The following is a 13,972-nucleotide window of genomic DNA, read 5'->3' as shown; positions in this document are numbered from 1 at the left end:
GAGATGATTAAGGGATACCTCCCTATCAGGAGGCAAATACTTAGACAAGACAATCCGGTGTAGCGTTGAAAATTTTATGAAAGGGCATGTCAGAGACACGCACCTACCTGGTACCCTGCCGGAAACATGGCTTATTGACCGGCGATGGTACTGGCATCGAATTCGACGATGCGGACAATAATGGCTTCCGCCGTGTCGGCATCGTGGCTGCGGATGGCGTCCAGAAGGTCGGCATGCAATTGCATGGCTCCGGCATCGTATTGTTTTTCTGCCAGGATGTGTTCCAGATTGTCCTGGAGATAGCTGACGATGACGCGGTATAATTCTGCCAGGACAGGGTTGTGGGTGGCGGCGGCGACGGAGGCATGAAAGCGCATATCGTCTTCGATGCCCTGGCCGGAGCGAGCCTGGCAGGTTTGCCAGTCCTGTTCCAATTGACGGAGATCGGCATCCGTGCGGTTGGCGGCGGCGAGCCTGGCTATTTCCTTTTCGAGAGCCCGCCGCGCTTCCAGGATTTGGTGGAGTTCCGCCTCACGCAATTTGTTGTTCATGGCAACGGCGAAACGATCATTGGCGATGACGTAGGTACCGTCTCCGGGGCGTGCTTCCAGAATTCCGGCATGAATCAGGGACTGCAGGGCTTCGCGGATGGTATTGTGGCTGACGGAGAAGGATTTTGCCAGTTCCGGTTCGGCGGGAATCCGGTCTCCGACGGCCCAGCGGCCTTCCCGGATCAATCCTTCCATGGCATTGAGGACTTGCCGGGAGAGGGAGATACGAACGGGTTTTTTCAATTCCATACGCGAAGGGAGGGGCAGGGAGAGGATTATTCGATGACTGTCCAGAAACGGCCTTGATCCGTTTTGATGAGCCGGATGTTGAGATCGAATGCGGTATGGAGGTTGGCCTCGGTCAGGACTTCGTCACGGGAGCCTTCCGCACAGATGGCACCGGATTTGAGGATCATGCCGCGAGTGAAAGAAGGCAGGATGTCTTCGATGCGCTGGGTGATGAAAACAATGGTAAGTTCCGGTCGGGATTCGGCAAGTTCTTGAATGGTATTGAGGAGGAATTCCCTTCCGGTGATATCGAGATAAACGCTGGGTTCGTCAAGGATGACGAGCTCGGGATCGGTCATCAATGCCCTGGCGATAAGGACCTTGACTTGTTCCCCGGAGGACATGATGTGAACGGCACGGTCAAGGAGGTGCTCCGCCTTAAGCGATTGCATGATGCTACGCGCTCGGTCTTCTTCTTCCTTGCTTGTGCTGCGGAACAGGCCGATGGTTCCGTCCAGCCCGGAGAGGGCCATTTCCAGCCCTGTCCATTCGCGGTCGGCAAGCCATTGGTGCATGAACGGGCTAACCCAGGCGATGGATTTACGGAGTTCCGACAGGTTGATACTGCCGAATGTTTTGCCTAGGACCTGGACTTTAGCTCCGTAGAGCGGCCAGGCATATCCCATGAGCATTTTGACGAGCGTCGTTTTACCTGCTCCATTGGCTCCGAGGATAAAACAGCGTTCGCCGCGTTTGACCTGCCAGGAGATATCATGCAGAATTTCACGTCCTCCCAGGAAGACATTTGCATTTTCCACATTGATAACCGAATCGGCGGATTCCCTGTCCATAGGCTTGGTTGTCGGGATGGCAACTGCCGCCGGACCAAATCCGGAACCGGCGGCAGCGTCAGTAAGGCGACAGAATGGTTTAGTGTTTTTCAAACAGGCTGCGGATTTTTTTGCCGACGACTTCGGCAGGATGCTGTCCGAGTTCTGCTCTCTTGGCTTGGAGAACCTTGGCTCCGCTGTTGGCTTCGGCCAGCCAATCCTTGGCGAATACGCCGCTTTCGATGCGCTTGAGGGATTCCTTCATGCGTTCCTTGACGTCGGGGGTCAGGATCTGCGGTCCATTGTAGTATTCACCCCATTCGGCGGTGTTGGAAATGACGGAGTTCATCTTCTGGATGCCGCCTTCGTAGATGAGGTCCACGATGAGCTTGGCTTCGTGGATGCATTCGAAATAAGCCATTTCAGCCGGATAGCCGGCTTCAATAAGTGTTTCGAAACCATACTTCATCAGGTCGACCATGCCGCCGCAGAGGACGTTTTGTTCTCCGAAGAGATCTTCGTAGGTTTCCTGTTCGAAGGTGCATTCGAGAACGCCGCCGCGTGTGAGTCCTTCGGCCTTGGCCATAGCGAGAGCCATGTCTTTGGCTTTGCCTGTAGCGTCTTGGAACACGGCGATCAGGCCGGGGCAGCCAAAACCTTGTTCGAACACTTTGCGGACTTCAGTTCCCGGACCCTTGGGCGCCACCATGATGACGTCGACGTCGGCGGGAGGAACGATCGTTTTGAACACGTAAGCGAAACCGTGGGAGCAGGCGAGAGCCTTGCCGGCGGTCAGGTTCGGCTTGATTTCGGCTTCGAACACGGGGCCGTGCATTTCGTCCGGAAGAAGGATGTGAATGATGTCGGCTTCCTTGACGGCGTCGGCGATGCTCATGACTTTGAACCCGTCCTGAGTTGCTGCGTCAAAGGATTTGCCGGGGCGGACGCCGATGATGACGTTTACGCCGGAGTCGCGCATGCAAAGCGCCTGGGCGCGTCCCTGGGCGCCGTATCCGAGTACTGCGATCGTCTTGCCGTTCAACACGCTGAGGTCAGCGGCATTGTCGTGAATGATATCCATGTTTTGCTCCTTGTTAATGAGGGAAAGTTCCAAACATCCTATGTTTGGTGGATTCAATCTAGTCCGGCTTCTCCAAAAAGCAAGGGGGAAAAACGTTGGAGACAGAAAATTAACCATTTCAGCAAGAGGCTACAGGGTGTTCCATAGGGAACTGTAGCTTCTTGCGGACCGAGGGGACCCCGGGTGTTTCGGGGTCGCCCAAGGCGATGCCGGGTTCACAAGGGATAGGAATTCCGGGAACGGGGGAAGATATCGACCGGGACGGAACGGTTGCGCAGGGTGTGATAATTGTGGGATAGAACTCCCCTGGAATTGGCACTTGATGTCCTCAATCCAGGAGAGTTCTCCGATCGGACCGTCAATTTTGCATTCGGAGCGTTTCTGTATGGCAGTGAATTTTCCGACATGCTCGGGATGTGCATGGGATGGGGGATATTAATCCTTGTCGGCGATGCGCATGATGCCGGAGTTGTTTTTGTCCGGGATCCATTCGAGGGTAAATCTTTGCTGCGGATCCGAGGATGTCAGGGTGAAAGCAGCGTTCATCTGGGCACTGGAGATGGAGGTTGTCGTGTAGGGCGCAATCAGCTTCCTGGCAACAAAAAGGGCGACAGCCGGGGTGATCGCTCCGGATTCGTCGACAATGGAGATGCTATTGAGGATGTCCTTTCCGTTCTTTTTGGAGAATGTTCCGGTCAGGCGGAAGGTACTGTTCTTGATTTTCCAGACGCGAGTCGGCTGGATGGTGAGGCTGGGGTCGATCTCTTCCGATTTGCCCAGGATGGAATCCACTGCTTCAGCGGATTTCCCGAAAATGGGTGTGTTTTTCAACAGGGGGCTCTTCTGGAGTAGATTGGTCAGGGCCAGGGACGATTGCTTGAGAGAGGGGGAGGCACTGCTGTCGGTTGCTCCCGGAAGAACCGGCTTTTTGCTGACGATTCCCAATTCCTCCAGCAGCAGGGCTTTCAAAAGGGCGGATGCTTTCAATTCAAGGAAGGCCCCGCGATATTGCATCTTGTAACCCTTGCCATAATTGGTGGAGTAGTAGGCATATTGGGGTTGCATCCGGGCGGGTGTCACATTGAATTGGACGCCGGGGATGAAGGTTTGGGCGAGGGAGAGGGCCTCTTCGGTTGTGAATCCTCCACGTTGGCTGATATCGAATTCTATGCACTTATCCTGGAATAGGATGGCTGTGATATAGAAGTCCTTCTTCTCGGGGTATCCCCAGATGTTTCCGTTGCAGCGTTTAGTGATTCCTTTGTAAAGGTTTTGATCGATGTCACCGGGGCCGGAACGTTCTGCATCAAAATCGCTGCGGGGTCTTCCTTCTCCCAGGATTTCTTTCAACTGGCTCAGGGACATGCCCAGACGGACTTTACCGATAGTGTTTTTGAATTCCTTCTCGGCGGATTCCCTGGCCTCATTGACGATGTTGGGAGCCCGGAGTTCAAAGCAGTCCCCCCAGTACAGGAACTGATAGGTATTGTCTTTAGACGGGACGATATAAGGAGGTTCGGTTGTAGTGGGAGCAGAGGCAAAAGCAACGCCGGGAAGGAGTTTCGCGAGGAGGGTTTTGGATGCTGCGAATGTTTGATTGGGCATTTTCACGATCAGGTTGATACTCTTTCCGTCCATGAAAACGCCCGTTACAGTCATGTCCGGCAATGTCCACTGATAGGCTTTACAGGAAAGTTCAATCTCCTTGTAAAAATCGGTCTCGGCTTCGTTGATTCCGTGAAGTTTCAAAAAATCTTGGGAACCTTTTGCGACACTTCCGCCCCAGAGGAGATCCATGTCTTCCTTGTCCATGCCGATGAGCGGTTTGGTTTCCAATTCCTTAACTTTGGCATTCAAGTTTTCTCCTGTCGGCTGAAGGGTGACGGATCGAATATCCAAACCTCCATTCTTTTTTTTCAGTGAAATAGTAGTGGGGCCTACAGGGAGCGTGATCGTGGAGATTGTTTGTTCCTTGAAATTATCCCAGCTTCCTGTAGAGGGAATGTTGACAATCGTAGAGAGAGAGGCGCAGGAAAGTTCAAATTCGGCACCGCTGGGAACTGCCCCGTTGAGAATGACTCGGTAGCGTTGCGGAATGGGGGAATTGACAATCCAGGCAATCCCATAAGTTCCGACGATGATGTTTTTGGAACTACTCCATGAAGCTTTTGTGAGGTCGGCCGTTTCGGGAAGAAGTGTGAATGTTCCGGTCTTGTCGGGTTTTACTTCCAACCCGGGATCTGGAATGAGACGGATATTGCCGATGTTGATACCGTAGTTGTCAGTGAGAGTCAGGATGAAAGGCTGTTCTCCTGCCGAAAGTTGGATCTTGCCGATGTGGCGCTTGACAAAATGCTGCCATGAACCGCCTGTAAGAACGATATCCCACGGGCATACTTTGTCCCCCGATCGGACATCGACAAGGGAGGATGGAGCATGGGTTCCTTGAGGACAAGTGTATTGGACTTCGACTATGTAAGTGCCATCCTTGGGAACATTCAGTAACCAGCCAGCCTGATTCCCTCGCTTTTTGAATACGCCAATGGTGGGAAATCCGTACTCATGTTCGATGGTTCCCTCTCCTCGAAGCTGGGCTTTATCGGCTGTCAGGAGGAACGTTCCGTCTTCTTGGGGGGAAATAGCCGGAGTTTTAATGTCTTTTTTCTGGAGAGGGATGATTTGGTCACGTGTCGGACCGTTGACTGTTGAGCCAAACGGATTTCTTTCCGCTGAGACAGGGAACAGTGGTACTAGCGTGGTAAGGAGAAGGGGAATGAAAAAGCGGGACATGGCGATTTAGAGAATACCTAGGTATAACCATAAACTTGCATCAGACAGGCAATCAAGGTTCAAATGGGAATCAAGAAAAGAAAATCCTGAATAATCGCGGCATCGGCTCCGAATGACGGTACGATGACGGAAAATTCTTGACCGAAGAATGCTCTACTTCGATTTTTTGTTTATTAATCCAAGCCGAGGAAATGGAAAATTTTTTCGGCTTTTTTGGCTCCTTCCGGATCAATTTCCTTCTGGTGCTCAATTTGTTCCCGGATCTCTTGCTTGAATTCGTCGGATTTTTTCAATTCGAGGAAGAACCACGTAGCGATTCCGGCTAGAGTCAGACTAACCAGCAAGGACAGGCAGGAGAGGACAATACCCCACATTCCGAGTGTTTCTCCCGAATGGCCTTCCCGTTTTGCTTTCTTAATACCGAGAATACCTAAAACAAGGGCGAGAATACTTGCCAGAAAGCCAGGAATGACGAATGGAGCAGTCAGAATAGCTCCAAGAGCCAGGACGAATGCCGCTATGCACATTCCGTTTGTCTTCTGTGGTACGATTGGCTGCTTCTGAGCCTCTGAATGTCCTTCGGGCGTTTCCATGGTCATGTAATTTCCTTACTCTTTAGTCCCTCTTGCATCCGGAAACGAGACAAATTTGTGGAAGTTGGCTTATTTCTAAAAATGGGCTATGAATAGCCAGTGCTGTTGAGTTTATCTTCTCAACAGCACTGGCCTTTCAATAACAATGTGTCAAACGATTGACCTTAGATGCAAGGCAATTTCAGGAGATTATCATTTGGGGTATCGTTAGGTGCGGAACGGACGTACTTTTCTCCTCGTGCACTGGTAGCAGCGATGAGTTTCGGATAATCAGGGATATTGACGTATATGATCCCCCCCTGTTTGACATAGTCATGGAGTACCTCCTTCTTGTAAAGCCCGGGAATGATATTTCCCCCGGCTACATAGATGGAGTCAATTTCGAGAGTGGAGGTTACTATGTAGCACCACGGCTTCAATTTTAATTTTTGGGCAGTATTCATAATGTGAATATGTGTTGGATCCCGATTCCAAGTTGACATCATCATCATGAACCCATATAAGGTGTCTAGCTCACTAGCTAAACTGATGCCAATACTCTTCTTCGAGATTGGGTTATCGGAACATTGAGGTAAGGTATTCGCTGTACCTTACCTTTTTTGTTCCGTTGGGCGTACCTTACGTCGATTTACGATACTTGTCAACATAAAACAAACTAGAATTTCATTAAAATAGTACAGGAATAAAATTTTAATATTCATATTACAGGAATGTTGGCTTGTGGAGGACAGTGGTGTTTTGCGAGTGACATTCCCTCTTGGAGTCTCCATACTTGTTCCTGTCCTTGGCGGTCTCTCTTGGACATGTTCGTGTGACTCACACGTGGATTGAAACCTGTAATATGCTTAATGTAAATTACTAGTTGTTAAGTAGTGTCCTCCTTGCCTCTTCTGGCAAGGAGGACACGATACTATTCACCTTTACCTTGCAACTGGTGCTTTGAGAGGCGCGTCGGTGAATTTGACGAGTTGGTGTTGGTGGAGCCAGAGGCCGATGTAGCCGAAAGCGAGGTGGTAGGAAATCCATTCTTCCCGGGAGGGGAAGGTGTCTTCGTCGCGCTTCTGGTAGTATTGGCCTGTGGTCGTGCGGGCCTGCATGGCTTGCATTTCCTGTTGGCGGGCACGAGCCCAATCATGGCCTTTGATAGAGGATTGGGTATCCCAGTGGAAGAGATCCGCCATGATGTCCATGAGCCAGTAGTTTGCCTGGCGATTGTTGCCCCAGTCGTTGCCCTGAGGGTAGTACATGGTAGCTGTGGCCTGCCCCTGGTTGGAGACGTACATGGTTTTGCCATCCTTGACGAGCAAATCGGTGAGGGCATGATAGACCCTGTTGCCGTTGAAAAGCGAAGCCTTCGGGGATTTCATGCCGCCGATGCAGTAGATCCAGGCATTAGTGGCGCTGCCCATGATGGCTGTCATGTAGTCCGGGTGCAGGATGTTGTGGTTGATGACGGTGCCGTCCGGATCGATATTGCTGCCATTCAACTTGCTGAAGGGGAATCCATTGATTGATCCCGGGAGATTCCAGTCGCCGGGGGCGGAGTAGGCGGAGGCTTGAAGTTCGATAGCCTTGTCGTTCCATCTTTGCCAGTTGGGATGGTGCGGCATCATGACGTTGGCCGCAACAAGGATGGTGGAGTTCCAGGCGTTTTCTTCGGCTTTGCTGTCGCCCGGTGTGATGATTTTGCCTGTTTTGTCGCGGTAGTAGGGCGTTTTGTAGTTGATGAAGCGGTCGGCTTCGTGCTCGGTCATACGGGTAAGTTCCATGCGCGTGGAAGCATCCAGTTCGTCCCAAAGAAACCATCCTGCCAGGGCGGCCTGACTAGCCCACAGGGCACTTTGCCATGCATCCCCCCAACCGGTTTTACCTTGATTGGCTTTGTGGTGGTGGGCGAGAGAGCTGATCATACGGATGGTGCGGCGGGTGGCTTCTTCGCGGGAGATCCCGGTGATGGCAGGATCGTAGAGGTTCCATTTCAAGGATGTCGCCAATCCGAATACCTGGTGTGCTACGGGACGGATTTGTGCTTCGGCACGACCTTTGAAATCCAGGTAGGGACTATCCTGTTTGTCGAATCCCTTGCGATCATGATACCAAGTGTTGAGGGCGAATTTATTGGCGTTTAACAACATTCCTTGCACGCCCCGTTCCCATTCTCCTGTGAGAGGACTCGGCTTCAATCGATCCCAATCCGGAGCAATGACCTGCGAGGCTAGGTCTGCAATTTGAGTGGAAGCGGGATTGCCGGATTTATTTCCGGCGGAAGGGGAAGTCTGAGCGAAGGCGGATAAAAGAAGGCAGGGGCATAGGGCAAAAACAGCTGTTTTCATAGGAGAATCAAAGGAGGAGAAAGAGTTGATGATGAGATGATACGTCTTGATTGAGGAATTACTTTCATTTTTTCTGTTCTTAGAAAGATTGGCTTTGTCTTGGATTGGGGCAATGCTACCTCGACTTCTCAGTACGGCCAGCATGTTCCTCTTTTTAGAAAATCTCTTGGGTTGGAACGACGTGTACTGTTACGGTTCAGGGCAGACTGCCGTGCTGAGTCCCAATGCGATGGAGTGAGTTGTCAGACTCGAGGCTTGGCTCCGATTTCTCCTTGCTCACATTTTAGGGCGATAGAGGAAGATGGCAAACAGCATGAGGACCATGGTGATGCAACTGCAGGTTACTACTATTCCTGTGGGAATAAAAGGAACACAGACAATTAGCAGGTTGAAGACACCGCACCAGAACATGAGTCTTCCTCCGACGCTCTGAACTTTATTCCAGGCATTCGGACTGGAAAATGCCCGGGGAGTTTTGATTCCGAACCATTTGTTGGGGCGTATTTTTGGACAGAGATTCCCGACCAGGATGAAAAGAATTGAGATGGCTGCTACGAAGATACGCAGGAGTAACTCAATATTCATCGTTTCCAATGAGGCTCTGCAGCTTTGCAAAAGGTAAAGAGCTGTGCCGGATAACAGACTCACCGAGAAGAGTTCTGTGTAGGTGCAAAAACGCTCTAGAGGTTTGGCGTTACAGAACTTTTTATCGAAACGGCCTGAGAGCATGCACATGAAACGAATAAAGCGTCCGATGATGAATCCAATAAAACCGACGGAGGGGAGGCACAGCACTTCCCAACTCTCTTTGGTGGCATAGCGATCGGCAATACCCTCGGCGTTGAAGTGGACGGCAACCTGGGCAGGAAGTTCCTTGTAGATGATGACAAGGAAGACCCAGGGCAAAAGCGCAATGGTAAGTTCGGTCAGGATGGGGCCACCCTTGAAGAGTGAAGGGCGCTGAGGGGATTGAAGCGCATCCATGGGAGAGATTAGTGTTGAGGTTCAGGACGGGAAGATCCTTTACTCTGGGATTGTTTGCTCTGCCGTGTGGACTGGAAGTTGCCAAACCATGTGAGAAGCTCTTCCATAATACTCAGGTTGAGCTCGTAGAAGATAAATTTGCCCTCTCGTTCATCGCGGATTAAATCCGCTTCCTTTAAAACGGAAAGGTGGCGGGAGATGGCAGCACCGGTGATGTTGAAGCGTTTGCCGATGTCTCCTGCTGATTGGCGCCCGGATTTCAAAATCTCCAGAATCTCTCTTCGCGTGGGATCGGCTAATGCCTTGAGCGTATTTTGTAAACTGCTTTCCGTACTCATTTTACATTTAAGTTGAATGTTAAATGATTTATTATCTGTTTTTTTGAGGAGGTCAAGAAGATGCCGAAATTTTTAGAAGAATGGCAGGGCCGAGAAATGGCATTTTAGGCACGAGGGCTTATTGACCTGCTGCTTGAAGATTGCTACTGTGAACCATACCAGCTCTCCCCCGGACTGCTGACAGCAAGGATTTAGAAGAGAAGGACAACATGGGCTATGAAGAAAAAAGTACCTACTATTCAGCATGATACGAAGGATACGGAGAAAGGGCACTGCAAGTATGTAATCATCCTGTGCGATGTGCTTCTCTTTCTGGCACTCCTCAAATGGCTCCCTCTGGATGGCGATGCGGCCAAAGGTGTTGCTATCCTCGTCTTCATTGGCATTTTGTGGCTGACGGAGGCGGTTCATGTGACGATTACTGCCCTTCTGGTACCGATTTTGGCGATGATCCTGGGGATTCTTCCCGGGGCATCGGCTATGGTGGGTTTTGCGGATCCGACGATCTTTCTGTTTTTTGGTGGTTTTGTGCTGGCGGGAGCCTTGCATGAGCAGAAAATTGACACCTGGCTCGCGGGTAAAATCTTGCGGTTTTCGCGGGGCCATCTGGGCTTGGCTCTTGGGTTGATTTTTGCCGCGACGGCCTTTTTGTCGATGTGGATGTCCAACACGGCAACGGCGGCCATGATGTTGCCATTGGTTATTGGTCTTTTGGGTGAAGTGGATGAAAGCAAGTATAAATCGACCTGGATTTTCGCCGTGTTGGGTGTGGCCTACAGTGCCTCCATCGGAGGGATGGGAACCTTGGTTGGCTCACCTCCCAATGCGATTGCAGCCCGGGAATTGCACATGGGATTTGCGGCTTGGCTCAAGATTGGTGTTCCGGTGGCCTGTGTCTTTTCCGTGGTGGTCTTTGCATTGATGTGGGTGATGCTCAAACCCTGTCTTTCTCTGAAAATCAAATCGCCCGATGACGTGGTGGAGGCAAGTGCCGTTGCAGGACATGGCAACCTGGATGCCAAGCAGAAACGCGTGCTGGGAGTTTTCACCGTCATTGCCCTGTGCTGGATGTTTAGCGGTTTTATTTCCGGCCTTGTACCGGGGGGAATCCCATCTATTGATGCTCTGATTGCCTTGTGCGCCGTGGTGTTGCTCCCTGTGTGCGGCTTGATCAACTGGCAGGGAATTGTCAAAAACACGGACTGGGGCGTTCTTCTGCTTTTTGGTGGCGGCATCACTTTGAGTACGATATTGATCAAGACGGGAGCAGGTCAGTTTCTTGCTTCCCAAGTTGCCGTGCTGGGGACGGGGCAAAGCCTGATTGTACTCTTCCTGATTGTGAGCCTGTTTATCACGATGCTCACGGAGTTTTGCTCGAATACGGCATCTGCCGCACTCGTTTGCCCCCTGATGGTGACCGTTGCCGCCGAGATGGGGATTCCGGCGGAACCTCTCGTGTTGCTGATTGGTGTGGGAGCTTCCTGCGCATTCATGCTGCCGGTATCGACGCCACCCAACGCCTTGGCTTTTGCTACGGGCAAAGTGCCTCAATCCATGATGATCAAGGTGGGCTTTGCGATTAACATCGTGCTGGTTTTCGTCAAAGCCGGCTGGGCTTATTTATTTTGGATGTAGGGAGGCAATGATTCAGAATCGCGGCTGGCATCGTTTTCCCCCGGATTGTTCTGGACGCCCATGAAGAGGATACTTCCCGTTGTTTTGTCATAGATGAACCACAGGAAGGGGCGGTCGAAGGTGAGTGTTTTGAAGGGTGGTTCGCTTACGGGAATGCATTCGTCTATGATCCCTGCTGTAACGGCGGCAGCTTCCGTTTTTTCTTCATCGACACTGACGAAACATTTCTGCAATACGTTGACCAGATGAAGGAGAGTTGGTGAAATGAGGCTGAGGTCGGCTTTTCCTTCGATGAATAATTCATGGAGACCCGCTTTCTGTAAACCTGGATTGATAGAGAGAGAATCCCCATCCGTTTTGAATTTCGGGAGGCCGAGGAGCACTAATTCTTTTTGGTCCGGGATACATTGTTCAAGTTGCCGGGGAGAGAGTGCGCCCAAAAAGTCTCCGATTGTTTTTTTGGATTCGGGAAGGACAGCGATGAAAACGGGCTCGGGAGAACCGGGCTCTTGAAGCCATTTGTAACTAAGAGAGATGCTGGTTCCTACTCCGGGGATCATTTTGTAGGGCATGATTCTTTTGTCAGACATCATATCGACTGTCGTTTTCCCTTGAGGAGTAAGGAAATCCTGTTTAGTCGTAGCGAATTTTTTAAATGGCACTTCCCATTTTCCCAGAAAATAAAGGGCATTGGCGGCAATGATTCTGGATTGACTCAGATCCATTGTCGGCGGGATAATTTCTTTGATCAAGTTGTTGGTTGACTTAGCTCCCCATTGATTGATGGAGATTCTGGCCTGCTCCTGATTTTCAGAGAAGGGTTGCCGAGCAATGACTTCTTCCTCGAATTGGTTAGTGTAGGCGTTGTTGATCTTGAAGTGGTTGTCGACGAATAGTTTTCGTGCCGAAATCAGAGTGAAGGGGGATTCTTTCTTGTTGGAGAAGGTGCTGGATATAAAGGATTGTTTGACAGGCCGAGCTTTGTTCAGGACAGTTCGCGTTGTATTGAATTGTTCGGAATTTCCCAGCACGGCGTCTAGCTCCGTACGGGTGGTACCTTGAGTGCCCAGACGGATGATATGGAGCATGTCAGCGATGGAGTAGGGAGAAACGGTGATATTGGTACTGCTTCCTGGAGGTACAAGACTTTGCAAGATCTTCAACCCCATGATATTGATGGAATTGGCCTCCTGGGGCTGTGCGGTGGCTGAGATGGCGAACAGGGCGCCAGCAAGAAGGGGAATGATGGCTTTCATGATTGGAGTCTTTTTTAAAATCGGTACTGCGTGGCATTTTATTTTGCCATGTCATGCGAAGGCAGAAAATTATGCCTGAATATTGGTTTTATCCATTGGCAGGGGTATTTCGTCAATATGAATTTCTTGAGGAGGGCGCCTGTATGGCGGATGATTTCAGAATGTGTAGGAGGGCGAGTGCTTTTTCTAGAGTCGAGCAGATAACGGAAATGTAAATGTCGAAGGTGATGAAATTTTGGAGATTGGTGGGACGTAAGTATCTGAAATCCCTGATTTTTATATGGATACTTCCCGTCGTCAATTTATCTCCGCTTTAGGGCAATTACTATTGTTCCCGGCTGTTGCCAGTCTGTCCGCAGGAACTGTTCCCGACATAGGGAAGGGTAAAAAGGTGACATTCGGCATTATCTCCGATATTCACAAAGGTCTTCAAAAGGATGCGGAGAGACGGTTGGGAATCTTTATTGACAAGGCTATTGAGAAGAGGCCGGACTTTATTATCCAGCTCGGGGATATGACTCATGGCAAACCGGAGGATGTGGAGGCTATGCTGGAAGTCTGGAACCGTTTCCCAGGGAAAAAGTACCATGTTCTAGGCAATCACGAAATGGACGGAGGCGACAAAGGAGCTCTGGTGAAGCAACTGCAGATGCCGGGGAATTTCTATTCCTTTGACGTGGACGGATACCATTTTGTCGTGCTGGATGCCAACTACTTCAAGCAGGGAGGGAGATTCTACGACAAGCGGCCTTCGAAGCGGGAAGGCTTGCCGGTTGTCAACGAGTTGTTAAGCGATGCCGAACTCGAGTGGTTGAAAAAGGATCTGCTCGGAACGCGCAAGCTGTCCATTCTGTTTTCCCATGAGGCCTTCGATGACATTTGGCAGGCCCCCTGTTCTTCCAGTACCGGGGATGTACGACGGATCATCCGAGAGGTGAATGCCGTCAAACCGGAAGGATTCAAAGTCATTGCCAGTATTTGCGGGCATCACCATATCGACAACCACAAAGTTATCGAAGGAGTTCAATATATTCAGATTAATAGTGCTTCTTACTTTTGGATCGGACATGCAGCTGCGTTCTCCAACGGACATATGGCTGAGTATAAGCACCCCCTTTTCGCATTTATCACTCTTGATTCGGAGGCTGGGACGATAGAGATCAAAGGTACGCAGAGTGAATTTCTTCCGCCGGTTCCAATTCGTGAGAATTATCCACAGGCGGACAAACTCTATCCGGGGATCAAGGACAGAGTGATCGTATACCGATGAGCCCCGGATTCTCTCTTGATGTGCAGAAAAAGGAAGGAAAATGTAAAATCGGATCTTTTGACGCCGTATGATAGTGTAGAATG

At 50.6% G+C, this 13,972-nt stretch carries 12 protein-coding genes; 2 read left to right on the top strand and 10 right to left on the bottom strand.

Annotated features, from left to right (window positions below; all coding sequences use genetic code 11):
• Positions 1-131 precede the first annotated feature (131 nt).
• From QET40_RS02540 to QET40_RS02500, 9 genes are all read right to left on the bottom strand, one after another.
• Positions 132-800 (bottom strand): FadR/GntR family transcriptional regulator, encoded by a 669-nt coding sequence (locus QET40_RS02540; RefSeq protein WP_280125605.1) that lies wholly within the window; start codon positions 798-800, stop codon positions 132-134.
• A gap of 26 nt (positions 801-826) precedes the next feature.
• Positions 827-1,723, bottom strand: a complete 897-nt coding sequence (locus QET40_RS02535; protein WP_280125604.1) for an ATP-binding cassette domain-containing protein — start codon at positions 1,721-1,723, stop codon at positions 827-829.
• Complete coding sequence (ilvC, locus tag QET40_RS02530) at positions 1,710-2,690, bottom strand: ketol-acid reductoisomerase (protein WP_280125603.1); 981 nt, start codon at positions 2,688-2,690, stop codon at positions 1,710-1,712. The genes QET40_RS02535 and ilvC overlap by 14 nt, the downstream gene beginning before the upstream one ends.
• Positions 2,691-3,125: 435 nt before the next feature.
• A complete protein-coding gene (locus tag QET40_RS02525; RefSeq protein WP_280125602.1) occupies positions 3,126-5,480 on the bottom strand; it encodes a hypothetical protein in 2,355 nt (784 codons plus the stop codon).
• A 173-nt stretch (positions 5,481-5,653) separates the two neighbouring features.
• Positions 5,654-6,073 carry a DUF4190 domain-containing protein gene (locus QET40_RS02520; RefSeq protein ID WP_280125601.1) on the bottom strand — a complete coding sequence of 140 codons (420 nt, stop codon included), beginning with the start codon at positions 6,071-6,073 and terminating at the stop codon, positions 5,654-5,656.
• 164 nt (positions 6,074-6,237) lie between these two features.
• On the bottom strand, positions 6,238-6,516 hold the full coding sequence (locus QET40_RS02515) for a DUF3892 domain-containing protein (protein ID WP_280125600.1): 279 nt from the start codon (positions 6,514-6,516) through the stop codon (positions 6,238-6,240).
• Between the two features lie 477 nt (positions 6,517-6,993).
• Positions 6,994-8,406 carry a hypothetical protein gene (locus tag QET40_RS02510; protein WP_280125599.1) on the bottom strand — a complete coding sequence of 471 codons (1,413 nt, stop codon included), beginning with the start codon at positions 8,404-8,406 and terminating at the stop codon, positions 6,994-6,996.
• Between the two features lie 276 nt (positions 8,407-8,682).
• The gene (locus QET40_RS02505) at positions 8,683-9,390 is read right to left on the bottom strand and encodes a DUF1648 domain-containing protein (RefSeq protein WP_280125598.1); all 708 of its coding nucleotides are present in this window, start codon (positions 9,388-9,390) and stop codon (positions 8,683-8,685) included.
• 8 nt (positions 9,391-9,398) lie between these two features.
• On the bottom strand, positions 9,399-9,728 hold the full coding sequence (locus QET40_RS02500; RefSeq protein WP_280125597.1) for an autorepressor SdpR family transcription factor: 330 nt from the start codon (positions 9,726-9,728) through the stop codon (positions 9,399-9,401).
• 216 nt (positions 9,729-9,944) lie between these two features.
• On the opposite strand from QET40_RS02500, the gene QET40_RS02495 reads away from it, so the two are divergent.
• On the top strand, positions 9,945-11,363 hold the full coding sequence (locus QET40_RS02495; protein WP_280125596.1) for a DASS family sodium-coupled anion symporter: 1,419 nt from the start codon (positions 9,945-9,947) through the stop codon (positions 11,361-11,363).
• Here the strand turns inward: QET40_RS02495 and QET40_RS02490 are convergent.
• Entirely contained in the window at positions 11,345-12,619 is a 1,275-nt protein-coding gene (locus QET40_RS02490) for a serpin family protein (RefSeq protein WP_280125595.1), read from the bottom strand. The two genes, QET40_RS02495 and QET40_RS02490, sit on opposite strands and share 19 nt — an antisense overlap.
• A 280-nt stretch (positions 12,620-12,899) precedes the next feature.
• On the opposite strand from QET40_RS02490, the gene QET40_RS02485 reads away from it, so the two are divergent.
• The gene (locus QET40_RS02485) at positions 12,900-13,889 is read left to right on the top strand and encodes a metallophosphoesterase (RefSeq protein WP_280125594.1); all 990 of its coding nucleotides are present in this window, start codon (positions 12,900-12,902) and stop codon (positions 13,887-13,889) included.
• Positions 13,890-13,972: the final 83 nt, after the last annotated feature.

The organism is Akkermansia sp. N21169 (assembly GCF_029854675.1).
GTDB lineage: Bacteria > Verrucomicrobiota > Verrucomicrobiia > Verrucomicrobiales > Akkermansiaceae > Akkermansia.
The sequence above is the reverse complement of the archived record's forward strand: the minus strand, read 5'-3'. Positions and strand labels throughout refer to the sequence as shown.

Excerpts from the sequence above, each read along its gene's own strand:
- QET40_RS02505 (WP_280125598.1), bottom strand. The coding sequence starts at position 9,390 with ATGGATGCGCTTCAATCCCCTCAGCGCCCTTCACTCTTCAAGGGTGGC.
- QET40_RS02510 (WP_280125599.1), bottom strand. The coding sequence starts at position 8,406 with ATGAAAACAGCTGTTTTTGCCCTATGCCCCTGCCTTCTTTTATCCGCC.
- ilvC (WP_280125603.1), bottom strand. The coding sequence starts at position 2,690 with ATGGATATCATTCACGACAATGCCGCTGACCTCAGCGTGTTGAACGGC.
- QET40_RS02495 (WP_280125596.1), top strand. The coding sequence starts at position 9,945 with ATGAAGAAAAAAGTACCTACTATTCAGCATGATACGAAGGATACGGAG.
- QET40_RS02540 (WP_280125605.1), bottom strand. The coding sequence starts at position 800 with ATGGAATTGAAAAAACCCGTTCGTATCTCCCTCTCCCGGCAAGTCCTC.
- QET40_RS02490 (WP_280125595.1), bottom strand. The coding sequence starts at position 12,619 with ATGAAAGCCATCATTCCCCTTCTTGCTGGCGCCCTGTTCGCCATCTCA.
- QET40_RS02485 (WP_280125594.1), top strand. The coding sequence starts at position 12,900 with ATGGATACTTCCCGTCGTCAATTTATCTCCGCTTTAGGGCAATTACTA.
- QET40_RS02500 (WP_280125597.1), bottom strand. The coding sequence starts at position 9,728 with ATGAGTACGGAAAGCAGTTTACAAAATACGCTCAAGGCATTAGCCGAT.
- QET40_RS02520 (WP_280125601.1), bottom strand. The coding sequence starts at position 6,073 with ATGGAAACGCCCGAAGGACATTCAGAGGCTCAGAAGCAGCCAATCGTA.
- QET40_RS02525 (WP_280125602.1), bottom strand. The coding sequence starts at position 5,480 with ATGTCCCGCTTTTTCATTCCCCTTCTCCTTACCACGCTAGTACCACTG.
- QET40_RS02515 (WP_280125600.1), bottom strand. The coding sequence starts at position 6,516 with ATGAATACTGCCCAAAAATTAAAATTGAAGCCGTGGTGCTACATAGTA.